This window comes from endosymbiont 'TC1' of Trimyema compressum (assembly GCF_001584725.1).
Taxonomy (GTDB): domain Bacteria; phylum Bacillota; class TC1; order TC1; family TC1; genus TC1.
This window is the reverse complement of the sequence record NZ_CP014606.1, coordinates 633956-659762: the sequence shown is the minus strand read 5'-3', so window position 1 is coordinate 659762 and position 25807 is coordinate 633956. Positions and strand designations below refer to the sequence as shown.

The 25807-nt window shown below is 32.5% G+C and carries 28 protein-coding genes and 5 pseudogenes; 4 read left to right on the top strand and 29 right to left on the bottom strand.

Annotated elements, in window-relative coordinates:
- Window positions 1–32 precede the first annotated feature (32 nt).
- From AZF37_RS04180 to AZF37_RS11520, 8 genes and pseudogenes are all read right to left on the bottom strand, one after another.
- A complete protein-coding gene (locus AZF37_RS04180) occupies window positions 33–752 on the bottom strand; it encodes a CorA family divalent cation transporter (RefSeq protein ID WP_281178947.1) in 720 nt (239 codons plus the stop codon).
- Between the two features lie 21 nt (window positions 753–773).
- The gene (locus AZF37_RS04175; protein ID WP_088369702.1) at window positions 774–968 is read right to left on the bottom strand and encodes a hypothetical protein; all 195 of its coding nucleotides are present in this window, start codon (window positions 966–968) and stop codon (window positions 774–776) included.
- Between the two features lie 104 nt (window positions 969–1072).
- Window positions 1073–1893: pseudogene (gene modD / locus AZF37_RS11535) on the bottom strand (ModD protein).
- A gap of 70 nt (window positions 1894–1963) precedes the next feature.
- The gene (gene accC, locus AZF37_RS04160) at window positions 1964–3304 is read right to left on the bottom strand and encodes an acetyl-CoA carboxylase biotin carboxylase subunit (RefSeq protein ID WP_088369699.1); all 1341 of its coding nucleotides are present in this window, start codon (window positions 3302–3304) and stop codon (window positions 1964–1966) included.
- Between the two features lie 2 nt (window positions 3305–3306).
- Complete coding sequence (gene accB, locus AZF37_RS04155; RefSeq protein WP_088369698.1) at window positions 3307–5184, bottom strand: acetyl-CoA carboxylase biotin carboxyl carrier protein; 1878 nt, start codon at window positions 5182–5184, stop codon at window positions 3307–3309.
- 230 nt (window positions 5185–5414) lie between these two features.
- Window positions 5415–5855: an aminotransferase-like domain-containing protein gene (locus AZF37_RS11530; protein ID WP_245612045.1), complete on the bottom strand. Its 441-nt coding sequence runs from the start codon at window positions 5853–5855 to the stop codon at window positions 5415–5417.
- 16 nt (window positions 5856–5871) lie between these two features.
- Window positions 5872–6093, bottom strand: coding sequence for a hypothetical protein (locus AZF37_RS11525; RefSeq protein ID WP_245612044.1), 222 nt, complete (start codon window positions 6091–6093; stop codon window positions 5872–5874).
- Between the two features lie 213 nt (window positions 6094–6306).
- Window positions 6307–6810, bottom strand: a complete 504-nt coding sequence (locus AZF37_RS11520) for a GntR family transcriptional regulator (protein WP_245612043.1) — start codon at window positions 6808–6810, stop codon at window positions 6307–6309.
- Window positions 6811–7086: 276 nt separating this feature from the next.
- On the opposite strand from AZF37_RS11520, the pseudogene AZF37_RS04145 reads away from it, so the two are divergent.
- Window positions 7087–7442: pseudogene (locus AZF37_RS04145) on the top strand (beta/alpha barrel domain-containing protein); the annotation flags it as partial.
- Between the two features lie 65 nt (window positions 7443–7507).
- On the opposite strand, the gene AZF37_RS10960 reads toward AZF37_RS04145, so the two are convergent.
- The 5 genes and pseudogenes from AZF37_RS10960 to tnpA all read right to left on the bottom strand — a co-directional run.
- On the bottom strand, window positions 7508–7732 hold the full coding sequence (locus AZF37_RS10960) for a hypothetical protein (protein WP_216634031.1): 225 nt from the start codon (window positions 7730–7732) through the stop codon (window positions 7508–7510).
- A gap of 145 nt (window positions 7733–7877) precedes the next feature.
- Entirely contained in the window at window positions 7878–8057 is a 180-nt protein-coding gene (locus tag AZF37_RS10955) for a hypothetical protein (protein WP_216634030.1), read from the bottom strand.
- Between the two features lie 29 nt (window positions 8058–8086).
- Window positions 8087–8299 (bottom strand): annotated as a pseudogene (locus AZF37_RS04135) (VOC family protein); the annotation flags it as partial.
- Window positions 8298–8612, bottom strand: coding sequence for a carboxymuconolactone decarboxylase family protein (locus AZF37_RS04130; protein ID WP_088369697.1), 315 nt, complete (start codon window positions 8610–8612; stop codon window positions 8298–8300). The pseudogene AZF37_RS04135 and the gene AZF37_RS04130, both read right to left, overlap by 2 nt.
- A gap of 70 nt (window positions 8613–8682) precedes the next feature.
- Window positions 8683–9102, bottom strand: a pseudogene (tnpA, locus tag AZF37_RS04125) (IS200/IS605 family transposase); the annotation flags it as partial.
- A gap of 252 nt (window positions 9103–9354) precedes the next feature.
- Between tnpA and AZF37_RS04120 the strand changes: the two are divergent.
- Window positions 9355–10504, top strand: a pseudogene (locus AZF37_RS04120) (IS3 family transposase).
- On the opposite strand, the gene AZF37_RS10375 reads toward AZF37_RS04120, so the two are convergent.
- The 8 genes from AZF37_RS10375 to AZF37_RS10360 form a co-directional block, all read right to left on the bottom strand.
- On the bottom strand, window positions 10494–10709 hold the full coding sequence (locus tag AZF37_RS10375; protein ID WP_162473882.1) for a WxL domain-containing protein: 216 nt from the start codon (window positions 10707–10709) through the stop codon (window positions 10494–10496). The pseudogene AZF37_RS04120 and the gene AZF37_RS10375 overlap by 11 nt on opposite strands.
- 468 nt (window positions 10710–11177) lie before the next feature.
- A complete protein-coding gene (locus tag AZF37_RS10370; RefSeq protein WP_162473881.1) occupies window positions 11178–11330 on the bottom strand; it encodes a hypothetical protein in 153 nt (50 codons plus the stop codon).
- 149 nt (window positions 11331–11479) lie between these two features.
- Complete coding sequence (locus tag AZF37_RS10875) at window positions 11480–11698, bottom strand: DDE-type integrase/transposase/recombinase (RefSeq protein ID WP_088369696.1); 219 nt, start codon at window positions 11696–11698, stop codon at window positions 11480–11482.
- A 410-nt stretch (window positions 11699–12108) separates the two neighbouring features.
- Window positions 12109–12477, bottom strand: a complete 369-nt coding sequence (locus AZF37_RS04110) for a PucR family transcriptional regulator (RefSeq protein WP_162473880.1) — start codon at window positions 12475–12477, stop codon at window positions 12109–12111.
- Window positions 12478–12538: 61 nt separating this feature from the next.
- Complete coding sequence (locus AZF37_RS04105; protein WP_162473879.1) at window positions 12539–12763, bottom strand: hypothetical protein; 225 nt, start codon at window positions 12761–12763, stop codon at window positions 12539–12541.
- A gap of 286 nt (window positions 12764–13049) precedes the next feature.
- Window positions 13050–13226 (bottom strand): hypothetical protein, encoded by a 177-nt coding sequence (locus tag AZF37_RS10365; protein ID WP_162473878.1) that lies wholly within the window; start codon window positions 13224–13226, stop codon window positions 13050–13052.
- A 138-nt stretch (window positions 13227–13364) separates the two neighbouring features.
- Window positions 13365–13490, bottom strand: coding sequence for a PucR family transcriptional regulator ligand-binding domain-containing protein (locus AZF37_RS10950; RefSeq protein ID WP_216634028.1), 126 nt, complete (start codon window positions 13488–13490; stop codon window positions 13365–13367).
- Window positions 13491–13556: 66 nt separating this feature from the next.
- Window positions 13557–13760: a hypothetical protein gene (locus tag AZF37_RS10360; RefSeq protein WP_162473877.1), complete on the bottom strand. Its 204-nt coding sequence runs from the start codon at window positions 13758–13760 to the stop codon at window positions 13557–13559.
- A gap of 442 nt (window positions 13761–14202) precedes the next feature.
- Between AZF37_RS10360 and AZF37_RS04100 the strand changes: the two genes are divergently transcribed.
- Both AZF37_RS04100 and AZF37_RS13205 read left to right on the top strand, forming a co-directional pair.
- Complete coding sequence (locus tag AZF37_RS04100) at window positions 14203–14835, top strand: XRE family transcriptional regulator (RefSeq protein ID WP_088369693.1); 633 nt, start codon at window positions 14203–14205, stop codon at window positions 14833–14835.
- A gap of 220 nt (window positions 14836–15055) precedes the next feature.
- On the top strand, window positions 15056–15310 hold the full coding sequence (locus tag AZF37_RS13205; protein ID WP_425425461.1) for a S24 family peptidase: 255 nt from the start codon (window positions 15056–15058) through the stop codon (window positions 15308–15310).
- A 202-nt stretch (window positions 15311–15512) separates the two neighbouring features.
- On the opposite strand, the gene AZF37_RS04090 is transcribed toward AZF37_RS13205, so the two are convergent.
- From AZF37_RS04090 to AZF37_RS04055, 8 genes are all read right to left on the bottom strand, one after another.
- The gene (locus AZF37_RS04090) at window positions 15513–19784 is read right to left on the bottom strand and encodes a 2-hydroxyacyl-CoA dehydratase (protein ID WP_088369691.1); all 4272 of its coding nucleotides are present in this window, start codon (window positions 19782–19784) and stop codon (window positions 15513–15515) included.
- Between the two features lie 18 nt (window positions 19785–19802).
- Window positions 19803–20942, bottom strand: a complete 1140-nt coding sequence (gene hemW, locus AZF37_RS04085; protein ID WP_088369690.1) for a radical SAM family heme chaperone HemW — start codon at window positions 20940–20942, stop codon at window positions 19803–19805.
- Window positions 20932–22737, bottom strand: coding sequence for a translation elongation factor 4 (gene lepA, locus AZF37_RS04080; RefSeq protein WP_088369689.1), 1806 nt, complete (start codon window positions 22735–22737; stop codon window positions 20932–20934). The genes hemW and lepA overlap by 11 nt, the downstream gene beginning before the upstream one ends.
- A gap of 111 nt (window positions 22738–22848) precedes the next feature.
- The gene (gene rdgB, locus AZF37_RS04075) at window positions 22849–23448 is read right to left on the bottom strand and encodes an RdgB/HAM1 family non-canonical purine NTP pyrophosphatase (protein ID WP_088369688.1); all 600 of its coding nucleotides are present in this window, start codon (window positions 23446–23448) and stop codon (window positions 22849–22851) included.
- Window positions 23445–24158: a ribonuclease PH gene (rph, locus tag AZF37_RS04070; RefSeq protein WP_088369687.1), complete on the bottom strand. Its 714-nt coding sequence runs from the start codon at window positions 24156–24158 to the stop codon at window positions 23445–23447. The genes rdgB and rph overlap by 4 nt, the downstream gene beginning before the upstream one ends.
- 4 nt (window positions 24159–24162) lie before the next feature.
- Window positions 24163–24936 carry a glutamate racemase gene (murI, locus tag AZF37_RS04065; RefSeq protein ID WP_088369686.1) on the bottom strand — a complete coding sequence of 258 codons (774 nt, stop codon included), beginning with the start codon at window positions 24934–24936 and terminating at the stop codon, window positions 24163–24165.
- 307 nt (window positions 24937–25243) lie between these two features.
- Window positions 25244–25624, bottom strand: coding sequence for an aminotransferase class I/II-fold pyridoxal phosphate-dependent enzyme (locus AZF37_RS04060; RefSeq protein ID WP_088369685.1), 381 nt, complete (start codon window positions 25622–25624; stop codon window positions 25244–25246).
- Entirely contained in the window at window positions 25588–25806 is a 219-nt protein-coding gene (locus AZF37_RS04055; RefSeq protein ID WP_088369684.1) for a hypothetical protein, read from the bottom strand. The genes AZF37_RS04060 and AZF37_RS04055 overlap by 37 nt, the downstream gene beginning before the upstream one ends.
- Window position 25807 lies beyond the last annotated feature (1 nt).

Genomic DNA, 25807 nt, shown 5'->3' with positions numbered 1-25807 from the left:
ATCCCTTACACGAAACTGACTAAGATACACTCTTATAGCAATTTAATCTTCTTTAAGACAAAAAAGATAATCAGTGAAACAGTAAGCATAATACCTAAAACTATAAAATAGCCGTATTCATGTTGTAATTCCGGCATATCAATAAAATTCATACCATAAATACCCGATATAACTGTTAATGGTGTTGCAAAAACAGTGAATATCGTTAATTTATTAATTAAATTATTGGTTTTCGAAGAAATTGTTGAATCATACAAACCCATTAAATGCTCACACATTTCATGAATTGATTCAGAAGACTCATATAGACGATTAATATTCAAATCAATATTTCTAACATATTTTAAATCATCTTGAGGAATTAACTCATTTTCATTAACTAAAAGTTGATCACCTACATATAAAAGAAGCCTTAAATACTTTTTAACTTGAAATGATTTACTCTTTAAAGTCACAATTTTTTCAAAACTGTAACTTTCAATATTCTCAATCAAAGACAATTCAATTTTAACTAGGAACTCTTCAAATTGAACAAGTGAATCAAACATATCGCTTAAAATTTGACTGAATATTTTATAGTAAACATAGCTTAATACATTGCTGTCATTTTGGCTTTTAATATTATTAAAATCCAGACATGACAATAGCTTATTATGGAGTTCTTCCTTATCTTCAACAATTAACAATAAAAAGTATTTACTATAAATGATACTAATTTTCTCGAAAACAAAATCCTCCTTATGAAATCTAATATAAAAAAAGCTAATTTCATCTTAATATTTTTTACTTTCGAAAATAATATCTTCAGATGAGTCTTTAAAAGAATTATCTGCTGTAATTTGGATATTCAACTTTTCTAAAACGCTTTGAGATTCTTCCTTATTTACTATAATTAAATAACTATTAGTTTCAGTTAATTCCTGAAACTGATGAATATATTCTCCACTATTAATTTTACAAAATATCATTTTACACCCCTAGCACAATATAATATGATAAGATTAATCATTACAATTAATCTTATCATATTATAGGAAAATAACAAATATAGAGTACAAACTATATATTTTAATTAGAGGGGCTTAATATCCACTTTAATATCACTGGGTTTACCAAAATACATAGCTGACGTAGCTACACCATGGACACCAGTTTGAGCATATAAGCCAATGTTTTCAATATTTATACCTCCTGTGGCAATTAGCAATAAATCATTATTGTGTTCTTTAATTGAGTGAACTAGTTCTTTTAAATCCTCAATAGGTATTTTATCTAATTGTAAACCATCTATTGACATTTTAGAAAATTCTAAAGCCTCTTCTTTAGTACCTGCCTCAATAATTAGTTTTTTTCTGGAGCCATCTTTCTTACAGAATAAAGCTTCTCTTCCAAAGATCCTTCCAAAAATATTCTATGATGATCAAAGACCAGTATTGTTTCTGATAAGCCTAATCGATGGGGATAAACCCCTCCTGAAAGAACCCCTTTAAGAGCCAGCTCTTTTATATTAGGAAAGTGTTTTCTCGTTGAAACAACAAAAAAATCTTTATTATATTGTTGTCCCTTATCTAGTAATCCTCGACTATACGTTGCAATTCCTGAAGCGTATTCCAAAATATTTAAGGCTGCTTTCCAAAGACTGTGAATCTGGGATACCTGCCCATTCAAAGTAAGGAAATTGCTACCTTTTTCAATTTTTGTTCCTGAAGGTTTGGCACAAACGGTTTCAAGGTCTAAAAGTTCACCCATGTGAGTAACTTCTTCTGAACCAGCTAAAATCATATTATGTCTAGCTGCAAATGATATTTCTCCCATAGCATTCCCAATACCTAAAAGCTCTGTAGTTAAATCTAAATAAGGAACATCTTCTTTTAAAATTGTTTCTAAAAACATTTTACTAACACAATACATTAATAACACCTCTTTTAAAAAACCCTTCCTGATTAAGCAGGAAGGGTTTTAACTATTTCATTCTAGTTGTCATAAAACTTGTATCAACATCACCTTTTCTAAAGTAAGCATTATCCAATACTTTTAAATGAAATGGTTTTGTTGTTTTAACCCCTTCTATTACAAACTCTCCTAATGCTCGTTTCATACGTTCAATTGCCTCTTCACGAGTTTGTCCCCAAACAATTAGTTTTCCAATCATTGAGTCATAAAATGGGGGAATAGAATAGCCCTCATAAACAGCGCTATCCATTCTCACGCCAAAGCCACCTGGTACATGATATGCTGTTATGGTACCTGGAGAAGGACAAAAATTATTATCTGAATCCTCTGCATTAATACGACATTCAATTGAATAGCCTTTAATACACACGTCTTTTTGTTTATAACCTAATTTTTCTCCAGCAGCAATTCTTATTTGCTCTTTCATTAAATCAATTTGAGTTACCATTTCAGTTACAGGATGTTCCACTTGAATTCTAGTATTCATTTCCATAAAATAGAATTCACCTGACTTATCCAAAAGAAACTCAATAGTACCAACACTATGATAATTAACTGCTTTAGCTGCTTTTACAGCAACATCCCCCATAGCTTCTCTCATTTTTTGAGTGACAGCAACTGATGGCGCTTCTTCTAAGACTTTCTGATGTCTTCTCTGTAAAGAGCAATCTCTTTCGCCTAAATAAACAACTTCGCCATAGTTATCAGCAACAATTTGCATTTCAATATGACGAGGTTCAATAATACATCTTTCTAGATAAATATCCGGATTGCCAAAAGCCGCCTTAGCTTCATTTTGAGCCATTGTAAAAGCATTTTCAAATTCTTCTTTAGAATTTGCTACTCTCATACCTTTACCACCACCACCAGCTGAAGCTTTAATCATAATTGGATAGCCAATTCTTTCAGCTTCCTTTAATGCTTTTTTACAATCATTTACAATGCCATCAGTCCCTGGCACAACAGGAACACCTGCAGCTACCATAGCATCTCTAGCATTCGCCTTATCGCCCATCCTCTCAATAGCATCTGGAGATGGACCAATAAAAATAATATCTTCATTGGCACAAGTTCTCGCAAAATCTGCATTTTCAGCTAAAAAGCCATAACCAGGATGAATTGCTTCTGCTCCTGTGATTTTAGCCGCTGCAATAATATTGGAAACATTTAAATAACTTTTTACTGAAGGAGCTGGACCAATACAAATTGCCTCATCTGCTTGCATCACATGTTGACTAGTTATATCTCCTTCAGAATAAACCGCCACAGTTTGTATGCCCATTTCTTTACAGGTTCTTATTATACGCAGTGCAATTTCACCACGATTTGCAATTAATATTTTTTTAAGCATTCTTATTCATCCTCTACAATAATAAATAAGTCCTGTCCATACTCTACAGGTGTAGCATCCTCTAAAAGAACTTTCGCTACAGTACCAGCAACCTCTGCTTGAATTTCATTCATTAATTTCATAGCTTCAACAATACAAAGAGTTTGTCCAACTTCTACCTTTGTACCAACTTCAACATAAGAAGGAGCATCAGGAGATGGTGATTTATAGAATGTACCAACCATCGGCGACTTTACAGCTACGCCATCTACTTCATTTTCGACTTCTGAAATAGTTTCAACAATCTCTTCAATAATACGACTTTGTTTGCTTGTTTGCCTTGGTATGCTATAAGTTGAGTTATCTCTTTTAATGCTTAATTCAACACCATCTGTTTTAACATTTAACTCAGCAATATCCGAGTTGCTTACTTCGCTGATTAAAGCTTTAATTTCATTTACATTCATACTATCCACATCCTTACTAACATTCATTTTCTGAATATTCTCAGCACGATCTTTCTTTGCTTTTCGAACATCATCTAAATTTGATTCTCTGATAACAATGCCTTTTTCACGTGCTTCTAAAAACTTTTTAGCAACTTGTGGGAAAAGCGCATATGAAATTATATCATCAATATCATCAGTTAAATAAGAAATATCTTCTCTCGCTTTTTCCATTCCAGGCTCTAATAAATTTGCTGGACGGCATTCAATTGGTTTTTCATCACCAATAATTTTTTTACGAATTTCTTCTGAAACCTGACCTGCTGGTTGACCATATAAACCTTTCATATAGGCCTTTACTTCACCAGGCACTAATTTATAGCGTTCCCCGGTTAAGACATTGAGAACTGCTTGTGTGCCAACAATTTGACTAGTTGGTGTTACTAATGGTGGGTAACCAAACTCTGCCCTTACTTTAGGAATCTCATCTAATACTTCATCTAATCTATTACCAGCTTTTTGCTCTTTCAATTGACTGACTAAGTTAGAAATCATGCCACCAGGTACTTGATGTTGGAATACGCGCATATCACTAATACGTGTGACCCCTCTTTCATGGCCTAGCTTTACTCTTAATCCTTCTAGGTACTGGTCAATTTCAAATAGCTGAGATAAATCTAATCCTGTTTCATAAGGAGTATCCTGAAATGCTCTTACTAGGGTTTCTACAGGAGGTTGTGATGCACCAAAAGCAAGAGGTCCACTTGCAGTATCTACAACATCTACACCTGCCTCAGCTGCTTTCATACAAGTAGCAACTGCTAAACCACCAATATAATGATTATGAAGCTCAACAGGCATTCTTAAATGCTCCTTAAACAGCTTCACCATTTCGTATGCTTTATAAGGAGTTAAAAGACCAGCCATATCCTTAATGCATAGAGAATCAACGCCTAATACTTCTAATTCTAATGCCTTTTCTAAATAGCTCTCTAGTGTATGCACTGGACTAATTGTATAAACAACAGACCCTTGAATATGAGCACCTTCTCTTTTTGCTACTCTAATCGCCACTTCCATATTTCTAATATCATTTAAAGCATCAAAAATACGAATAATATCAATACCGTTTTGAACAGCTCTTGTAATAAAAGCTTCTACAACATCATCAGGATAGTGCTGATAGCCAACCAATGATTGACCTCTTAGCAACATTTGTAATGGTGTCTTTTTAATATGCTTTTTAAGGGTTCGTAATCGCTCCCATGGATCTTCCCCTAAGAACCGTAGACACACATCAAATGTTGCTCCACCCCACACTTCTAATGCATGATAGCCAACATTATCCAAAGCTTCTGCAATTGGCAACATATCTTCAGTATGCATCCTTGTAGCCCAAAGGCTTTGATGTGCATCTCTAAAGGTTGTATCAGTAATCTTTATATTATGCATCATAATCCTCCTTCATTTTCTTTTATCTGATTGAAAGCAGTTAAAGAAAAAGTTTTGCTGCCAATTTATTACATCTATTCAATCATTTCAGTCACTAAAAAAGAAGACAGGTTTTCACCTGTAATTCCTTTTCACACTTACTGTTAATTCTACCAAAATTTCCACCTTTAGGAAAGTATTTAAGGCAAAATAACTACTATTTATTCCTTTAAACTTAATTTCCCCCAATTATTTTATGAAAACCACCCTTCTTTCAACAGCTTTGTTGCCTCAATAATTATTTCCTCTGTCATAGCACCATAACCTAAAACAACTTGAGGTACAGTTATCTCAGGTTTACGCAAATAATAGTTCAATAAACTATAGACTTTTATACCTTTATCTCCAGCCCTTTTGACAAGTTCCTTTTCACTCATACCATTATTAACTTTCAACAATAAATGGAGGCCTGCATTAGCTCCTAAAACTTCAACTGCCTTAAGGTTACTTTTTATTTCACTTAGAAACAATGCTCTTTTCTTCTTATAGACATTACGCATTCTATTTAAATGTTTTTCAAAATAACCTTCTTCAATAAAACTCTGTAAAACTTTTTGCTGGATAATAGGGACAGGGCAAATATAAAAAGAAAGCTTCTCTAAATATAATTTTAATAAATGTTCTGGTAAAACCATATAGCTAATCCGTAAGCTAGGAGATATTGACTTGGAAAAAGAGCCTATATATAACTTTACCACCTCTATCTAACCCTTGTAAGGCTGGTATTGGTTTACCACTAAATTTAAATTCACTATCATAATCATCTTCAATAATATAACGATTAACCGATTCCTGTGCCCAATTCAGCAATTGAATACGTCTCTTAATAGGATAAATACCCCAGTAGGAAATTGATGAGAAGGCGTAACACAAGCTATATTGCCACCGTTTTTAATTAAAGCCTCTAAGACCATCCCTTCATCATCTACGGCTGTAGGAACATAAGCTACCTCATTACTGTCAAATATTAAATTAAATTTTTCGTAGCCAGGATTTTCTAACGCAAATACATTGTTTTTACCTAAAAGTTGAATTAGTAATTGAAAAAGAAATTCCGTTCCAGAACTAACAATAATTTGTTCAGCATTACAGAAAACCCCTCGAGAATGATGTAAATATTCTGCAATTGATCGCCTTGAGCTTAGGATAGCCTTGAGGGCTTCCCTGAATAACTAAATCCTTATCGTCCTTATCAATAACTTCACAACTTAATTTTTTCCAAACTTTAAAAGGAAAGTTACTAAAATCTACTCCTTCATATGAAAAATTATAGGTTGTTTCTAGATCTTTTTCAGGTATTTCTTCTTTTATCCTTTCAACAGAATTCAAATGAAGTAATTCTTCTAAATCAGAAACATAATAACCTTTTTTAGGAAGGGCATAGATATAACCCTCACTTAACAACTGATCATAAGCGCCTTGAACTGTATTAAGACTAACTTGTAAATGGTTCGCCAATTTTCTTTTAGAAGGCAATTTACTCTTTGGTTTTATTTGTTCTGACACTATTTCATTTTTTATATAATCATATAGTTGCTCATAAAGAGGTTTTTTAATATTATTGTCTAAAAAAATGGTAAAAGAAATCATAATCCTCTCCAATCTGATATCATCAATTTTAGCAAAACTGGTATCAATAATACATCCAATTTATTAAATTATAGCACAACAATAGCCTTTTTCATATCCTATGATTCAAGGGATTATTTCAAATCTGGTTCCTAATCAATAAATAAATTCTAGGACTACAAAGGCATCCAATTTTTAATTAATTATGCTATTAATAGATAAAAACTTAAAATGAAAAGAGGTAATTCAATTAAAAAAACAAATCTATCTAACTGAAGATTTAGCCAACCAGTTAAAATAACAACACCTGATCAAGGTAAGATTGCTGAACAGGCCGGCGCTTACTCTGTCATGGCACTAGAAAGAATTCCTGCCGACATTAGAGTTGCTGGCGGGGTTTTTAGAATGAGTGATCCTAAAATGATAAAAGGAATCCAAAAAACAGTTTCTATTCCTGTCATGGCCAAAGTCCGAATTGGTCATTTTATTTTATAGAAGCGCAAATACTAGAGTCTCTTAAAATAGACTATATTGATGAAAGTGAAGTACTATCACCTGCAGATGATACTTTTCACATTGACAAAACAAACTTTAAATCCCCATTTGTATGTAGCGCAAGAAATTTAGGTGAAGCAATTATTGGTATAAATGAAGAGGAAATTGAAATATTAATGGCTCAAAGATAAACAAAAAAAGGTATAGCCGATTGGCTATACCTTTAATCTCTACTGATTTTCTTTGTCCTTCTTGTACACCTCTTTATCTTTAAAAGAAACAACCCATTTTTTAAAGAATCCAAAACACCGATTTGCTGTTGAATAATAGTTCTTCCCACTAAAGGAATATGTTCTCTTTGAAGCGCCATAAGTTTGAGATAATCCACACTCACATTAATATTAGATTCAATTTTTTTAATTAGTAAAAAAGCATTCTCTTTTTCCATTTTGTTTAAATTGACAACCACAGCATTAAAATCAAATAAAATCTGAATAGGGTTTGAACCAATTTTTTCATTAAATCCATAAAATAGTCCTTGCCTTTTTCAGTAATTGAATAGACCGCCTTTTCAGCCATATTCCCTTCTTTAGTCAAAGTACTCTAGAAAGATAACCTTTTCCCTCAAGTCTAATTACCTTTTTATAAACTGAAGGGGCACTAATTTTAACCCAGTTTGAAAGATTTCTGTACTCTATATCTTTTTGTATAGCATAAGCACTTTGGGGATAGTCATATACCAGCCCTAATAGTATTAAATCTACTGTAGACATTTTTCAAAACTCCTTTCAACTATGTTTATTTAAGTATAATCTGCAATGCCAAAGCGATTGCCAAAGTCATCTTCAAATTCAGCTGCCATTCCAGTGCTCATTTTAAAGGGTCTTGAAATAAAATCAACCCCTCTCTTTTTCAGCAACTCATATTCCTCAAGAACATCATCAACAACAAACCATATTGTTTCTTTAATATTGGGAAATTTATTTTTATCTTTTAAGATAATAGCTGGTTCTTCATTCTTCCTCATCATAACTGTTTAAGCCAATTAATAAGGCCTCAGTTACTTTCAATCCAGTTACAGGCATTCCCACAAGTAGTGCACTTTTAATTTCAGCTCTTGATGCTCCAAGAAGCTTGGCAGATTTCACATGAAAAGGCAAACCTCCTAAAATTCCCGTTGCAGCTAAAACGGCAATATAGGCTAACTTTCCAGTTTTCTTATCTAAAGCACTGGCATTGGATATTCTCATAACTGCTTCCATAAATGCCTCTCCAGCATCACCTGATTCTTCCATAAAAAACTTAAAATTATCGCTTACATTATTCATTTGATAACCTCCTTAATATTTGTATAAAAACATTACTATACTTTATAGTAGTTGTCAATATAGCATTTAGTCATGACCACTCGTAAAACGGGTGGCATACTCTAGTCCTATAAGGGCTTGTCACTTGCCAGCACCTAAAAGTGCTGGCTTTCATTTTATTCAAGCCATTGTGCACTGATTTTACACTCACCTTATCTATCACTTGATCATAAGTATTTTGTTCTCTTACATATTTTGCTATCGTTTGCTCATTTAATCCTACGGTTCTTACATAATAACCCGTTGCCCAAAATGACTGTTACCAAATTTATATTTCAAATTGCTGTGTCTATCAAATATCATCATGGCACCTTTTTCCCTTCAGATATACCATAAAACTTGATACACTTGTTTTTTGAGGGCTTGATACTAGCAAATGGATATGCTCTGGCATTACATTTCCTTCTATTATTTCCATTCCTTTCCATTTGCATAAATCCCTTATTATTTCTCGTACATTTTTTTTATTTTTTTTGATTCATAGAAATTCACCTCTTCTCTTTGATTTTGATGGCTTGAACATCATCATTATATCAAAGGTTTGGTGAATTTCTTTCTATAAGTCTTAATCTCACCCGTACAACGGTAGTTTTTCAGGCGACATTGTCGCTTACTTGCAAATGCATGGACATATACTAAAAAAGTAGACAGGAAAAAGTGAAACATGTTTTAAATAAGTAGACACATAAGAAAGGATAAAATTATGAATAATTACAAGAAATACGATGAAGAATTTAAAAAAAGTATTGTTAATTTACACCAAAACGGTAAAACTCAATCCCAACTTTCTAAAGAATATGGTGTCTCCATGTCTGCTTTACACAAGTGGATTAAACTTTATTCTCAGGTTAGAATTGATGATGATACTATTCTAACCGCTAAGCAGATTAAGGATCTTCAAAAGCGTAATGCTCGACTCTAGGAGGAAAATATCATTTTAAAAAAAGCAATTGCCATATTCACGCCTCACTCAGACAAAGATTAATGGCTGTTCATACCCTTCGTTTTCAGCACGCTATCTCTTTTCTTTGTCATGTCCTTAAAGTGAACCGCAGCTCCTATTACAAATACTTTTCGGAAAAACTTTCTCCTAGAACTATTGAGAATTAAAAACTCCGTCAGCTTATTCTCGGAGATTTGTCATCTTACTAAGAGACGTATTGGCCCATCTAAGATTAAGGCTCTTCTTTCCTATGACTATGGCATCAACATCAGTATTGGTAGAGCGAGCCGCCTGATGACTGACATGAATCTTCCTAAAATGCCTACTATCAAACTTCGGTTTATTCATCCGAGGTCTATTCCCAATTTTGATTGCCCTAACTACCTAAATCAAAATTTTAATGTTCCTCAGCCCAATCAAGTCTGGGCTAGTGACATTACCTATATTAATTTAAATGCCTCTTTTGCTTATCTCTGTGTTATTATGGATTTATTTTCTCGTAAAATTATTGCTTGGAAGCTCTCTCTTAAAATTGATACTTCTCTTGTTAAGGATACTTTTATCAAAGCCTTTTATTCTCAAAAACCTTCTACTTCTCTTATTTTTCATTCTGACAGAGGTTCCTAATATACTTCTTTTATCTTTAGAAAGCTCCTTGATTCTTTTGGTATCATTCAATCTTTTTCTAAGCTTTCTCATCCTTGGGACAATGCTGTCGTTGAGTCCTTTTTAAATATATGAAAAAAGAAGAAATTCTTCGTAGGTCTTTTTCTTCCTTTGCTCAAATTAAGCTTTCCTGCTTTGAACACATTGAGGGCTTCTACAACCCCCTATACGTCCCCACTCTGCTAATAACATTCTTTCTCCTAATTCCAAAGAAGACTATTTTTTCACTTCTATTAAAACTTAATTTCACTTTTTCTATCTACTCTATTGACATTCTTCCAGTAGCTTGTTTGATCTGGATTCTCTGGATTAACTGGATTTGTGGAATCCGTATCCGCAATAAATATTACTGTTGCGTCTGATGTTACTGTTTTGTCTTCTGCATAAATTGTTGCAACCATAAATAAACAACATGCTGATATTAAGAAAAATATAAACAACTTTTTCATATTACTTCTCATCATATAATTTTATTTAGGATTTGAACATGACCTATAACTAGGACTACAATAAATTTAATTCAATATCGATAGCATCATTGGCTGTCTTCTCAATTATTAGGATACTCTATGACCATTACCGTTAATAAGACAATATAATCTATAGTCCATTTGCATAGGCGGTCACAAACGCAGCCTTATCAAAAACATTGCTTACTAAAACCAAGCGGGATTTCTACCCTCTTTGGCTTTCATAACGCCTAAAATTCTCTTATTTATTTACTATATGTATTATATTTATATCGAATAAATTATAATATTTTATATATGTCTTAGTAAAACTAGAAAATAAAAAATATATGATTGGATGAAAAATATATAATGATATAATGCAAGGAGAAAAAATTATATCTTTGATTTTATTTTAATGGTTTAAAGTATTTTTTGATATACAGTCAAGAAAACGGACCAAAAGAGTTAGACAGAATGAAAGGAATAGGTCTCAAAATCATTAGGTGTCATGTAACCTAAAGATTGATGAATGCCTTTGATATTGTAAAAACCATAATTGTATTCAAAAGACTGGATATAGACCTCTTCCAAATCTTTTAAGGATATTCGACAAGCCATTCTCTTTTTAGTACAGCATGTTAGGATTCAATAATGACATTGTGATACGGGTATCCTTTAGCACTGTAAGAAGGATATACTTGTATTGTGACAGCAGTTTCCTGTAAGAATTAGCGGTATATTGACTGCCTCTATCACTATGAATCATTTTAAATATCAGGATACTTTTTTAGAAGTTTTTCTGTACTAGGATCAACAAAGTAGCTATCCATTTTTCTAGCAACATCAAAGTGCAATACTTTTCTGGTATAAAGATCCAAGAAAGTCAGCTGATAAATCCAGTCATCCTTTTTTATATGAAGATAGGTTATGTCTGTTGCAATATGAATATGCGGTTTTGTTATGGCTTCATTTAAAAGAAAATTCACGCAATTTTCGTCGGTTGATTTTAACCTTTTAGACTGATACTTTTTAACATAACAAAATTTAAGATTAAGTAGCTTTAAATCATGAGTAACATATTAAGACAAAGTATTCAGATAAGACTTAAAAGGTTATTTCCTAGTATTTCAATACACGGTCTTAGGCACTATTGTATATCATACTTAATTAATATATTCAATAGCGAAATTCATAGATCATAGCGACCCAAGCATGATATTAAAAGTTTATAATCATTTGTATAAGGGAAAATATAATAATTATGTTATTAAAGTTAATGAAAATATTAATAAAAAAGTAACATTTTAGTAACAAAATCTATGGAAAATAAAGAAAAAGATGGAATTAAAAGCTATTTTAATAGTTAAAAAGTACGTATCTATAGGCTTTTTGTTTTTTATGTTAGGCTTTCCACTTTCTTAAAAAGTGGTAATAATTTAAGTGCAATCATCATATTAAATTGATCCTCACTGTTTTTAAAGTTTATCTTACAAAATTTTTCAACTAAAGCTACTCTGTAACGAGCAGTATTTCCATGTATAAAAAGATTTTCTGCAGTTTCACTATAATTAAAATTATTAGCAATTAATTTTTCTAGCGTTTCTACCAAAACATCAAAGGTCTCTTCATTATTATACTCTTTAAGTGATTTTAAATAACGAATGTAATAATTAAATAACTCTCTATTAATTTCTACAGAATTATCAAGTCCAATCTTCACTAATTTAAAAAAACCTAATTCAGAAAACCTAATAATAGCTTTCATCTCCATTACATCATTAATTATTAAAGCCTTTAAAGCCTCATAATAACTTTCTTTAATTTCGCTAAAAGGATATAATCTCGCCTACACCAATAGTTAATGGGGATTTCTGAAAGCCCAAAGCCAATTGATGATAGAGTTTTTCTATACTCAATTCACTTTCTACTTTTTCATCCATAATTAAAACCCCTAAATTTTTCTTAAGAATTCCTGAAATTAAATTTTTTTGATAAACAATAGCTACAGCATCTTCTAACGTTGTTAAATCGTCAACACCCTTAATTAGCACAACCCTTGCCCTTGGAGGCAAAGTCCAATGTAAATCAAGGGCTTCTTTTTCAATATCCGCTGTGCTACTATTTTTTAAAAAGATTTTTTTGAAAAAACACTTTTATATTTACGCTTCATTATCATAGTTTTCTTTTTCCCTCTAACTTCAAGGTTACAAAGAATGCCAACATAATTTAAAAGCCAAAATATATCCTCCCCTATATTTTCACAAACATTTGTAAATAAAAAAATATAACCAACAGTTTTCCCCTCATATGCAATATCAAAACCAATCCACTCAAGTGCTACCTAATTATTTTTGTGGGTGTAACAATGAATATTCTCATTTCCATTTTTCCAACTACAATTCTTTTTATCCAAAATTCAGGATTAAATGGCAGGCTCTCTATTGACTTAGGAACCCCATAAATACTATTTTCTACTACAATCATAACCTCTAGTCCAGTCCACTGATAAAGCATTTAACAAGACCATCATACCCAGATTGATAGGCAATTTCGGCAATCTCATTATAAACTTGATTATAACTTTCAGCTTCACAATTACTATTAAATATAAATTTTTCATGAATAAACTGCTTAATATCAAAAGTAGATACATTAGTGCCAAAACTGATAAATAATTGGTATCTTCATATTATTAGCCTCTTTTATCACCTCTTCAGTTAATATATGGTCACTAAAGTTTGTTTTTAAAACTAATGCAGCCACATTGCTCATTGCCATTTTCCGAATATTCTCTTTACTAAATATCTGGATATTAAAGACGCCTTCATTATTAGCTAAAATTACTTAACCATTTTCAAAACATAAATTAGTTTCTAAGGATTCAAGAATCCTCACGCGCTTAACAAGTCGATTAACCCCTTCTTTACCAGCTAATATCCTTATATTTGAAAAATACTGACAGTTTATAAGTTCTTTAACATTAAGATCCATAATTGCTACCTCACTTTGTGTCTTTAATATTCTAATTATAACTTTAATTTTTCTCATTTTGATAATTTTTTTGACTGAAAATTAATAATAATTATAGCAGTTGTTAATTCACTTAATAAGGAAAAATAGATGGTCAAAACTAACCATCTATCACAAAAATCGCCTAATTGGATACTCTAAGGAATGCCTATAGCTCCTTACAAGGAAAGAGTTAACTTTGTTAAAGCTTGCAAAACAACTCTTAGATTTTCATATAGGCGGAAGAATTATTATTGTATAGTGCGTCCATCCCATAGAGTACCCCACGTAGATTACAAAATATATGTTCTGGCTCAATAATAATAATTCCTTCATTACTTATATTTGAGCTTTTAATTATTAGATTCATTTTAAATGAAGTTACCTATATTTAATCATTTAAAATGAGCTTTGTCAAGAAACTTCAATTTTAATCTTGTATAGTGTATACTATTAATTAATCGAAAGATAGGTGATACAGTTGAGAAAAATACTTGCAAATAATATAAAATACTTAAGAAATAAAAATAAACTAACTCAGACAAAAATGGGTGAATTAATAGCTAAACAAGCAACTGCTATTTCTGAATGGGAAAATGGTAAAAATATTCCTAGAAGTGGTACTCTTTATCAACTGGCTTCCCTATTTGAATTCAGTATCCATGATCTTCTGGAAACTGATTTAACTTCTGAATACTCAACTTCTAATAATACAAGTAACAATCAGAAAAATAACTATTTAATACCCATTTGCAATACTGCATTCGCTAGACTTAAAGAGCCTAAACAAATTAATGTTAAAATCGTTTCTTTAGATTTAGATTACTACAGTCAATATGGCAACAATATATTTGCTGTACTCGTTGAAGGAAACAGCATGTTACCAAGAATTTTACCAGGAGATATACTAATAATAAAAGAACAGTCAGAAGTTAACAATGGAGACATTGCACTTCTCTCTGTCCAAAATGAAATGATTATTAAGGAATATAGAAAACATCCAGAAGGTATTCAATTAATTTCATGGAATACTACTTTTTATACATTGAAAGAAATAGAAGCGCTGGAAATTAAAGTAATAGGAAAAGCCATAAAAATTATTGGTAACCTATGATTCGAAAGGATTGAAAAATGAGTGATAATTACTTTGCTAACGATGGTGATGTGACGTATATAGATTTAAGACAGTCAAATTCAAAAGATCTTGAAGAAAGAGAAAAAGACTTAGAAGAAAGACATGCAAAATTAGAATAAGAATTTAAGAGAATAAAAAAAGACATTAATATTTATCAGATAACCCTCTTTTATGTCCTAAAAATAATACTAAATATCAAATTCCAACCTTTAAAATTCTTCTTCCCAATACACCCATTGAAAATCAAAAAGATGTTTTAGGTTATATAAATGTAGCCTCTAATGGTGATGATTATAAAAATTATTTTGCCATGTCAGTCATTAAAAATTCCCTTGAACCTAGACTAAAAGTCGGCGATATCGTAATTGTTAGAAAGGCCTCAAAAACACAAATTAAAAATGGTGACTTAGTAGTCTTTTCTGCAAAAGGAAAAAGAAAACAGAAGTTAATGTAAGATTAATAAAATATTTAGATAATGGTATTAACTTTGCAGGAATAAATCCCAGAGCTGAAGCTTTCTTTTATAATGAAGATGATTTAGAAAAATTCTCAGTTCAAATAATTGGCAAAGTAGAACAAGGCATTATTCAGTTTTAAATTAAAATCAAACAAAGGCCCATTAAATACAATTTGTATTTAATGGGCCTAATATATCTTTACTTGTTACGCTCCACTCTATCTTCACTTTCCTTACCTATATTCTTATAGGCTTTAGAGAGCATAAGCTTTAAACGATTAACCTGATTTACTTCACTAATACCGGGGTCATAGTCTACTGGTACTATATTAGCAAATTCAAAACGTCTCTTTAGTTCTTTAATAATACCTTTACCTGTAATATGATTTGGTAGGCAAGCAAATGGTTGCACACAAACAATGTTATTAACACCACTTTCAATTAATTCTACCATTTCTCCTGTTAGGAACCATCCTTCACCCATATTATTCCCTAAGGATAAAATTGGCTTTGCTCCTTCTGTTAATGATTTTATTGTAGCTTGCTCTGTAAAATGCTTAGATGCTCTTAAAGCTTTTCTAGCTGCTTTTCTGTAAATTTCCAAAATATTAATCATAAAGTAGCCTACTTGCTTATCTTTCTTCTTACCAGCTAACTCATCAGATCTAAAAACATTAGAATACAAGGAGTATAGCATAAAATCTAGCAAGTCAGGAACAACAACTTCTGCTCCCTCTTTTTCAAGAAACTCAACTACATTGTTATTAGCATAAGAATGAAATTTCACCAATATCTCTCCAACAACACCGACTTTTGGTTTCTCTATATTATTTCTAGCCAGTTCATCAAAGTCTTTAATCATATTTCTCAAATCATCATTAAACTGTCTAAATTTACCATTATAGACATTCTTATTACATTTGTCTATCCAATGCTGATAAAGAACATCAGTAGAGCCTCCTTCTTTCTCATATGGCCTTGTTGCTCTTAAAATACGCAATAGGACATCACCATAAATAACAGCCATTAAAATACGATTTAAGAAGCCTAAGCTAATTTTAAAACCAGTTGATTTTTCTAAATTACTTGCTGCCGTTACAGGAATAATTGGAATATTTGGATGACCTGAATCAATTAAAGCTTTCTTTAAGAGAGCAATATAGTTTGTTGCTCTACAACCACCACCTGTCTGAGTCATTAAAATTGCAACTTTATCGGTATTATATTCTCCGCTTTTAATGGCTTCTAGTATTTGTCCAATTACAACTAGTGTTGGATAACAAGCATCATTGTTCACATATTGCAGTGCCAAATCCATTGCATATTTACTCACATGGGGTAGTACTTTTAAATTATACCCTTGAGCCTTAAAAGCCTGTGAGAAAAACTGAAAATGAATTGGAGACATTTCTGGGCAAAGCAATGTGTAATCTTCCATCCCCTCTACAAAAGCAGGCGTATCAAGTCTCTCTTTTCTCTTTACAGGTATAATCCCTTTTTTTTCTCGCTCTTCCATTGCTGCTAATAAAGAACGTACACGAATTCTAGCAGCACCTAGATTATTGATTTCATCAATTTTAATTAAAGTATAGATTTTACCGTAGCGATCTAAAATTTCAAAAACCTGATCAGATGTAATAGCATCTAAACCACAACCAAATGAAGTTAATTGAACCAATTCAATATTCGGCTCATCTTTCACAAATTCAGCAGCATTATAGAGCCTTGAGTGGTAAACCCACTGGTTAACTACTCTAAGTTTATCTTTGCTTACTTCTTCCGGAATATGGGCAACAGCCTCTTCTGAAAGAACAACTAATCCCAATTGATTCATCATTTCAGGAATACCATGGTTAATTTCCGGATCCACATGATAAGGCCTGCCTGCTAAAACAACACCTTTTAAGTTATTTTCGTGAATATAGTTAAGAGTATCTCTGCCTTTTTCACGTATATCTTCTTTGTATTTATATAAAGCACTATAGCCCTTTTCCAAAGCCACTTTCACTTCTTTTTTTGTTAAGTCAGGGTAATAAGGTCTAAAAGTTTCATACAGTCTTTTAGCCATTTTCTTTTCATCATAAATTGGTAAAAAAGGATGAATGAAATTAATGGCATCAGCCTTAACTTCTTCCATATTATTTTCAATTACTTCTGGATAGCTAGTAACAATAGGGCAATTATACTGATTTTCAGCATTTTCTTGCTCCTTAATATCATAAGGTATTGATGGATAGAAAATTGTATTAACACCTTTTTTTAATAAATTAATCATATGTCCATTAACAATTTTAGCGGGATAACATAGTGACTCCGATGGAATAGATTCCATACCAGATTCATAAAGCTTCTTTGAACTTCTACCGGATAATTCTACTCTAAATCCTAAGTCTGTGAAAAAAGTATGCCATAATGGATAATGGGCATAAATATTTAACCCTCTAGGTATACCTATTACACCACGGATTGCTTGAGGCTTGTCCAAAGAACGGTATTCTTTAAACAAACGCTCATAGGTATACGTATAAAGATTAGGCAATTGTTTTTTATCCTTTTCAACTAAGCCCGAACCTCTTTCACAACGATTACCTGAGACAAAAAATTTACCATCAGTAAAGTTGGTAATTGTTAATAAGCAGTTATTTCCACATAAACCACAACGTCTCATATCATTTTCATATTCAAATGAATTTAATTCTTCCTTTGGTAATAAGGTTGATTCCTCACCTTCAAAATAACGTTCTTTAGAAACTAAAGCCATTCCAAAAGCACCCATAATACCAGCAATATCTGGACGGATAACCTCTCTTCCTGTAATGCGTTCAAAACTTCTTAGTACTGCTTCATTATAAAAGGTTCCTCCTTGAACAACTATTTTTTCTCCTAAATCATTTGGATTTTTAATTTTAATAACTTTATATAAAGCATTTTTAATAACGGAATAAGATACCCCTGCTGATATATCCCCAACAGTTGCTCCATCCTTTTGAGCTTGCTTGATTTTAGAGTTCATAAAGACAGTACAACGGGTTCCCAAGTCTACTGGTTCCTGGGATAATAGGGCCATTTTGGCAAAATCCTTTACTGGAATAGAAAGTGACTGGGCATAAGTTTCAATAAATGATCCACAGCCTGACGAACAAGCTTCATTAAGCATAATACTAGTAATGACTCCTTCACTGACTTTCAGACACTTCATATCTTGACCACCAATATCTAAAATAAAATCAACTCCTGGGCAAAAGAAATCAGCTGCTTTAAAATGAGCTACTGTTTCAATTTCACCTTCATCAATATTTAGAGCTGCTTTAAGTAAACCTTCACCATATCCAGTTACACCACTTCTAGCAATTTTAAGATTTGGAACCTCATCATATAAATTCGTTAAATGCTTGACTACATTCTCAAGAGGTTTCCCCTCATTACTGCCATAATAAGACCATACCAATGCACCTGTACTATCAATTAAAGCAATTTTACTAGTTGTAGAACCAGCATCTATACCTAAAAAGAACGGTGCAACACCCTCTTTATAAGGAACTTTTCTAACTTTAGCTTCATCATGACGTTTTCTAAAAATTTCATAATCTGCTTCATCTTTAAACAATGGTGGTAATAATTCCCTTTCCTCGTCCTCAAAATCGTCTTTATCTAAGGCTTCTAAAATCCCCTTTAAAACAAAAGTACCCTCATTTTTCTGAGCAGCTATTTCAGCTGTTCCTAAAGCAACAAAATACTGAGAATTTTCAGGGAAAATAATTTCATCTTCTTCTAAATCAAGAGAATCAATGAAACGATTCCTAAGCTCAGATAAAAAGGTTAAAGGACCTCCTAAAAAAGCAATTTTACCTCTAATTGGACGGCCACAAGCCAATCCACTAATGGTTTGATTAACAACTGCTTGAAAGATGGATACAGCAATATCTTCTAGAGCTGCTCCCTCATTAATTAAAGGCTGAATATCCGTTTTAGCAAAAACACCGCAACGAGATGCAATAGGATAAATTGTATCATAATTTTTAGCTAACTCATTTAACTCACTAATCTCCACATGCATTAATTGTGCCATTTGATCAATAAAAGCACCTGTTCCACCAGCACAGACCCCATTCATTCTTTGTTCACTACCAGCACCTAAATAGGTGATTTTAGCATCTTCACCACCTAATTCAATAGCCACATCTGTTTCCGGAATATATTTTTCAATGGCTTCTACTAATGCAACAACCTCTTGGACAAAAGGTAGGTGTAATTTTGCTGAAACACCAAGACCACCTGAACCAGTTACCATAATTTTAAATGATTCACCAGGTAAAGCCTCATCAACTTCACGTAACATTGATAACACTGTTTTAAGTAATTCAGAATAGTGTCTTGTGTAGTTTTTATATAAACAGTTATCATTCTCATCTACTACAACTACTTTAACAGTAGTAGAACCTACATCTATTCCTAAGCATTTAGTTTTCATTTTGTTTTAGTTTCCTCCTTAGCATAAAAACATTCCCAAACAATAGTTGGAAATGGCTAGTCCTCTCAGCGTCAAGTATAGCTGTCCATTATCAATTTTTAGACAACCTTCTTCTTTTAAAAGCCTAATGGGCTCTTTATACATCTCTAGCAAATCTATGTCATATCTTTTCTTAAATTCATATATATTAATGCCATCTATTAATCGTAATCCTAAAAGGATTTCTTCTTCAATAGCTTCCTTATTTCCAATTTTATAGCAGTCTAATTTACTGCTTTTATTTTCTTTTTTTTCAGCTATATAGCCTGAAATACTATCCATATTTTTATAGCGCTCTCCCTGCCAATAACTGCTAGCATCAGCCCCTAAACCTAAATAATTTTTATTTTGCCAATAGATTAAATTATGTTTTGAAAAAAAACCTTTTTTTCCATAATTGGATATTTCATAATGTCTAAATCCAGCTTTCTCTAATAAAATGGTACCCGTTTCCCTCATTTGAAGAAGTAATTCTTCAGCAGGTAAATTAAGGGTTCCTTTTTCATATTCTGCAAAAAACTGAGTTCCCTCTTCTATAATTAAGCCATAAAGAGATAGATGGTCCACACCTAATTCAATACCGGCTTTTATATCTGTAATAAGTTCTTCTAAAGTTTCATCAGGCAGACCATAAATTAAATCTAAAGAAATATTTTCAAAACCAGCTGCTCTTGCTGCCTTTACAGTAGAACTAATATCCTTTGCTAAATGAATTCTACCTAGTCTTTTCAAATGTTTTTCATTAAAAGATTGAGCCCCCATAGATAAACGATTAATGCCCATAGCGCTATAGGCTTTTAAAGCATCAAACTTAACAGTGCCTGGATTAACTTCAATTGTAATCTCTGCATTGTCTTTTATTCTAAAAGCCGCCCTAACATGAGCCATAATTGACTCAATAGAGGACAACATCAAAATAGAGGGAGTCCCTCCCCCTATGTATATGGTATCTATATCTAAATCTTCATTATTAAATGAATCGATTTCATGAATCAGCGCCTCAACATAGGGAACCATTAATTCAGCTTTTCCTCTAAAGGAAAAAAAGTCACAGTAATGGCACTTTTCCTTGCAAAAAGGAATATGTATATATAATCCTAGCATTTCTCTATTCGTCATCTAGACTCAGAACAGCCATAAATGCCTCTTGTGGCACTTCAAATCTGCCAACTTGTTTCATTCTCTTCTTACCTTCTTTTTGCTTTTCAAGTAATTTTTTCTTTCTTGAAATATCCCCACCATAGCATTTTTCTAGAACATCTTTACGCATTGCCTTAACAGTTTCCCTAGCAATAATTTTGGCTCCTATTGCGGCTTGAATAGGCACTTCAAATAATTGTCTTGGAATCAGCTTACGCAATTTTGCAACTAAAGAGCGTCCTCTATAGTAAGCCTTATCTTTATGCACAATACAGGATAAAGCATCAATAACTTCTCCAGCAAGTAAAATATCTAATTTAACTAAATTTGATTTTTCGTGACCAATTACTTCGTAATCAAAGGAAGCATAGCCTTTCGTTCTAGATTTCAACTGATCAAAAAAGTCATATATTATCTCACCTAATGGTAATCTATAAGTAATGAGTACTCTCTCTTGGGTTAGATAATCCATATTAATAAACCTGCCTCTTTTTTCCTGGCAAAGCTCCATAACAGCTCCCACATAATCGCTTGGTACCATAATTGAGCCTTTAACCATAGGTTCTTCAATATGATCAATTTCTGTTACAGAAGGCAACTGAGAGGGACTATCAATAGAAATAACAGAACCATCCAACTTATAAATATTAAAAATAACACTTGGAGCTGTTGTAATAAGTTGAATATTATATTCTCTTTCTAATCGTTCCTGGATAATCTCCATATGCAGAAGACCTAAAAAACCACATCTAAATCCAAACCCTAATGCCGCAGAAGTCTCAGGATCAAAAATTAAGGAAGCATCATTTAGCTGTAACTTCTCCAAAGAATCTCTAAGATCATCATATTGTTTAGTATCAATAGGATAAAGACCACAATAAACCATAGGTATTGCTTTTTTATAGCCTGGCAAAGCTTCTTTTGCAGGGTTCTCACTATCTGTTATAGTATCGCCTACATTAGTGTCCCCTACTTTTTTAATACTTGCAGCCACATAGCCAACTTCTCCAGTATCAAGGGAAGTCACAACTTTAGGACGGGGTTCAAAAACCCCTACTTCCGTAACTTCAAATTCATGTTTTGTAGACATCATCTGAATATCCATGCCCTTTTTAATTACTCCATCAACGACTCTTACATAGGATAATGCTCCCTTGTAAGCATCAAAATGAGAATCAAATATAAGGGCTTTTAATGGTCCTTCTTTATGCCCTTCTGGACAGGGCACAGTTTTAACAACAGCCTCTAGTATTGTTTCAGTTCCTTGGCCTGTTTTTGCTGATGTAAAAATAGCATTACTTGTATCGAGACCAATTACCTCTTCTATTTCAGCACAAACCCTTTCAGGATCTGCACTCGGCAAATCTATTTTATTAATTACAGGAATAATTTCTAAATCATTGTCGATAGCTAAATAGACATTGGCCAAAGTTTGGGCTTCAATACCTTGTGAAGCATCTACAACAAGTAGGGCACCCTCACAGGCAGCCAAACTTCTTGATACTTCATATGAAAAGTCAACATGACCAGGGGTATCAATTAAATTCAGTAAAAAAGTCTCTCCTTTTTTACTTGTATATTTCATTTTTACAGCTTGTAACTTAATTGTAATGCCTCTTTCTTGCTCTAAATCCATCTGATCTAAAAGCTGTGAGGACATATCTCTTTTTTCAACAGCACCAGTATACTCAATTAGTCGGTCAGCCAGTGTTGACTTACCATGGTCAATATGAGCAATGATACAAAAGTTTCTAATATTCTCAATTTTAGCCATCTTTCACCTCTAGTTTCCTTTTTATCATTATACACTTTTTTAATATATTGTGAACACTTTGAGCTGAATTGCTTTTTATAATCATTACAATATGCTTAAAATGCCTATTAACTAATCATATGGAAAAAGAATAGGAATTCTTGCCTTAAATGCCTCAAAAACCTTGCCCCTATGACTAATTTTATTTTTTTCAGTCAATGAAATTTCAGCCATTGATTGCTTATATTCTGGGAGATAGAAAATAGGATCATAACCAAAACCGCCTTTGCCAGCCGGAGACTCACTAATTACACCTTCACATGTTTCCTCCACATAAAAAGACTCTACTTCATCCTTAATAAAATAGAGACAAAAAACATAATAAGCACCTCTTTTAGCATAAGGAACATTTTTTAATGCATCTAAAATAAGCCTATTTTTTTCTTCCGCTGTTGCACCTATACCACCATATCTTGCAGAATGAATTCCAGGTTCTCCTTTTAGAAAATCAATACAAATACCAGAATCATCAGCCAAAGTTGAAATACCATATTTTTTATAAATAGTCGTTGCTTTAATTTTAGCATTTTCTAAAAAACTATTCCCATCTTCAATTATTTCATCTTCGAAACCTACATCAGCTAAACTATAAACCTGAAAGCTAGTATCTTTAAGGAGTTTCTCGATTTCTCTTTTCTTATCATTATTATGAGTTGTAAAAATAAACTTCATTCCGCTACTCCTAAAGCTGCTTTTTGCTTTTCAATTAATATTTTAATACCCTGTTCACCTAAATCAAGAAATTGACCCAACTCATTTCTGGAAAAGGTGCCACCTTCTCCTGTGCCTTGAATCTCTATTAACTCACCATCATCCTTCATAACTAAATTCAAGTCTACAATAGCCGAAACATCTTCCTCATAGCATAAATCTAAAATATAATCATCTTTAGATTTTCCAACACTTACTGCCGCTAAAAAGCCATTAAGTGGCATTTCATCAATCATTTCCTTTTCAAGTAAATATTCACAAGCATCATATAAGGCAACAAAAGCACCTGTAATAGAAGCACAAAGAGTTCCACCATCCCCCTTGTAAAACATCACACAATCTAGAATTATAGTTCTCGGTCCCAATGCTTTTCTATTTACTATAGCTCTTAAGGAACGACCAATTAATCGCTTTATTTCAGCACTACGCCCATCAAGTTTGCCTTTAGTAAAACCTCTGAGAGTTCTATGTTTGTTATCCCTAGGCAACATACTGTATTCAGCAGTAACCCATCCTTCTAATTTTCCTTCAAGAAAAGGAGGTACTTTTTCTTCAATAGTAGCCGTTATAAGAACCTTGGTATTCCCAACTTCAATTAAACAAGAACCTTCAGGGTAAAGCAAAACATTTCTTTTTATACTAACGTCTCTTAGTGCACTGTTATTTTTCATATTCTTACTCCTCTATCGGGTCATAGGTAACTATTTTCTCAAATCCATGGTCTGGATAGAGAGCAGTTAAAGCACTATAGAAGGAATGATAGTCACCACTAATATAGCAAATATCTTCTCCTTCTCTTGAGGACTCATACGCCTTTAATTCATTAACAGCTGCTACTGCTGGATTAATTAAAGTCATTGAATCTCCAATCAGTTCATAAATAGTATCGCTTAAAAAAGGATAATGGGTGCAGCCTAACACTAATGTGTCACAGTTGGCTAAAAATAGAGGATTTAAATAGTCTCGTAAAACGCGTTTTAAATAAGATGAATTTAAATCACCATCTTCAATAAATCCTACAAGCTTTGGACAATGTATAGAAACTACTTCCGTTGATTTTTCTTGAGCTTTAATGGCTACATCATAACAACCACTTTTTATAGTTGCTTCCGTACCCATGACACCTACTTTACCTTTAGTAACTTTGCTAGCACTATCAGCGCCTGGAACTAAAACCCCTACAATTGGTACTGTATGCTTTTCTTGTAAATAAGGTAATGCCAATGCCGAGGTTGTATTACAGGCATCAATAATCACATCGGCTCCCTCTCTAATTAAAAAAGCTACAATCTGCTCAGACAAATTAATTAATTCTTCTTTATCTTTTCCTCCATAAGGAACTCTTTTTGTATCGCCAAAATATATTATTTTTTCGTCAGGCAATTGTTTTCTAATTTCCTTTACTACTGTAATGCCTCCAATGCCTGAATCAAATACTCCTATTGCCATTTTTCCTCCATTTTTATCATAAAAATAGAGTGTAATACACTCTATTTTTTCACTTATTTCTATTATATCATATTTCTTTTAAAACCTTATCTAGACTTTCAATAAAACTTTTTGCTCAAGAGTCCCGATGGTAACTCGTATGTATTCAGGAGAAGCAAAAACGCTACCTTTTGTCGGGGATAATAATGTCTTCCTTTAACTTTATTGAAGCATTTAAATGCTTTCTCATCCGTCAAAGCGGCTAAAGCCCCTACTTGGGCTAAATGATTAACATTAAATAGCTCTTTAACTCTATGAATCCATTTAATTAAAGGAATGCTACCAATTTAACAAATTGTATTAAAGCCTCCTTACCCACTGCTGTTCCTGTTGGATTATTGGGATTGCAAATAACCACCATCTTTGTTGTTTCATCAATAGCAGCAAGAATACCTTTTAAGTCATAAGTATAGTCAACTAAAGGCACATTAACTACATTAGCGCCCATTAAGTGACCTGCAAATGCATATTCAGAAAAAGAAGGATAACCTATAATTAAACTACTGCCATCAGTTAAAAAACTTTCTCCAATTAATTTAATTATTTCATCTGACCCGTTACCCACAATTATTTGTTCAGGTAAAACACCTTTTGCAGTGGCAATACCTTCCTTTAAAAGTTCGCAATTACCATCTGGGTAAATATGCATTGATAAAAGCTCTTCATTAATTGCTGCAACAGCTTTTTTGAAGGACCAATAGCATTTTCATTTGAAGCCATCTTATAAATTTCAGATAGACCTAATTCCTTTTCTACTGATGAAACTGACTTACCAGGAGAATAGGGTTTAATATTCTCCAATGCTGAACGACCTATCCACTTTTCCGACATA

Excerpts from the sequence above, each read along its gene's own strand:
- AZF37_RS04175 (WP_088369702.1), bottom strand. The coding sequence starts at position 968 with ATGATATTTTGTAAAATTAATAGTGGAGAATATATTCATCAGTTTCAG.
- accC (WP_088369699.1), bottom strand. The coding sequence starts at position 3,304 with ATGCTTAAAAAAATATTAATTGCAAATCGTGGTGAAATTGCACTGCGT.
- accB (WP_088369698.1), bottom strand. The coding sequence starts at position 5,184 with ATGATGCATAATATAAAGATTACTGATACAACCTTTAGAGATGCACAT.
- AZF37_RS11530 (WP_245612045.1), bottom strand. The coding sequence starts at position 5,855 with ATGGTTTTACCAGAACATTTATTAAAATTATATTTAGAGAAGCTTTCT.
- AZF37_RS11520 (WP_245612043.1), bottom strand. The coding sequence starts at position 6,810 with ATGATTTCTTTTACCATTTTTTTAGACAATAATATTAAAAAACCTCTT.
- AZF37_RS10960 (WP_216634031.1), bottom strand. The coding sequence starts at position 7,732 with ATGGAAAAAGAGAATGCTTTTTTACTAATTAAAAAAATTGAATCTAAT.
- AZF37_RS10955 (WP_216634030.1), bottom strand. The coding sequence starts at position 8,057 with ATGTCTACAGTAGATTTAATACTATTAGGGCTGGTATATGACTATCCC.
- AZF37_RS04130 (WP_088369697.1), bottom strand. The coding sequence starts at position 8,612 with ATGAATAATGTAAGCGATAATTTTAAGTTTTTTATGGAAGAATCAGGT.
- AZF37_RS10375 (WP_162473882.1), bottom strand. The coding sequence starts at position 10,709 with ATGAAAAAGTTGTTTATATTTTTCTTAATATCAGCATGTTGTTTATTT.
- AZF37_RS10370 (WP_162473881.1), bottom strand. The coding sequence starts at position 11,330 with ATGGCTTGTCGAATATCCTTAAAAGATTTGGAAGAGGTCTATATCCAG.
- AZF37_RS04110 (WP_162473880.1), bottom strand. The coding sequence starts at position 12,477 with ATGAAAGCTATTATTAGGTTTTCTGAATTAGGTTTTTTTAAATTAGTG.
- AZF37_RS10365 (WP_162473878.1), bottom strand. The coding sequence starts at position 13,226 with ATGCTTTATCAGTGGACTGGACTAGAGGTTATGATTGTAGTAGAAAAT.
- AZF37_RS10950 (WP_216634028.1), bottom strand. The coding sequence starts at position 13,490 with ATGGCAATGAGCAATGTGGCTGCATTAGTTTTAAAAACAAACTTTAGT.
- AZF37_RS10360 (WP_162473877.1), bottom strand. The coding sequence starts at position 13,760 with ATGAGAAAAATTAAAGTTATAATTAGAATATTAAAGACACAAAGTGAG.
- AZF37_RS04090 (WP_088369691.1), bottom strand. The coding sequence starts at position 19,784 with ATGAAAACTAAATGCTTAGGAATAGATGTAGGTTCTACTACTGTTAAA.
- hemW (WP_088369690.1), bottom strand. The coding sequence starts at position 20,942 with ATGACGAATAGAGAAATGCTAGGATTATATATACATATTCCTTTTTGC.
- lepA (WP_088369689.1), bottom strand. The coding sequence starts at position 22,737 with ATGGCTAAAATTGAGAATATTAGAAACTTTTGTATCATTGCTCATATT.
- rdgB (WP_088369688.1), bottom strand. The coding sequence starts at position 23,448 with ATGAAGTTTATTTTTACAACTCATAATAATGATAAGAAAAGAGAAATC.
- rph (WP_088369687.1), bottom strand. The coding sequence starts at position 24,158 with ATGAAAAATAACAGTGCACTAAGAGACGTTAGTATAAAAAGAAATGTT.
- murI (WP_088369686.1), bottom strand. The coding sequence starts at position 24,936 with ATGGCAATAGGAGTATTTGATTCAGGCATTGGAGGCATTACAGTAGTA.
- AZF37_RS04060 (WP_088369685.1), bottom strand. The coding sequence starts at position 25,624 with ATGCATATTTACCCAGATGGTAATTGCGAACTTTTAAAGGAAGGTATT.
- AZF37_RS04055 (WP_088369684.1), bottom strand. The coding sequence starts at position 25,806 with ATGTCGGAAAAGTGGATAGGTCGTTCAGCATTGGAGAATATTAAACCC.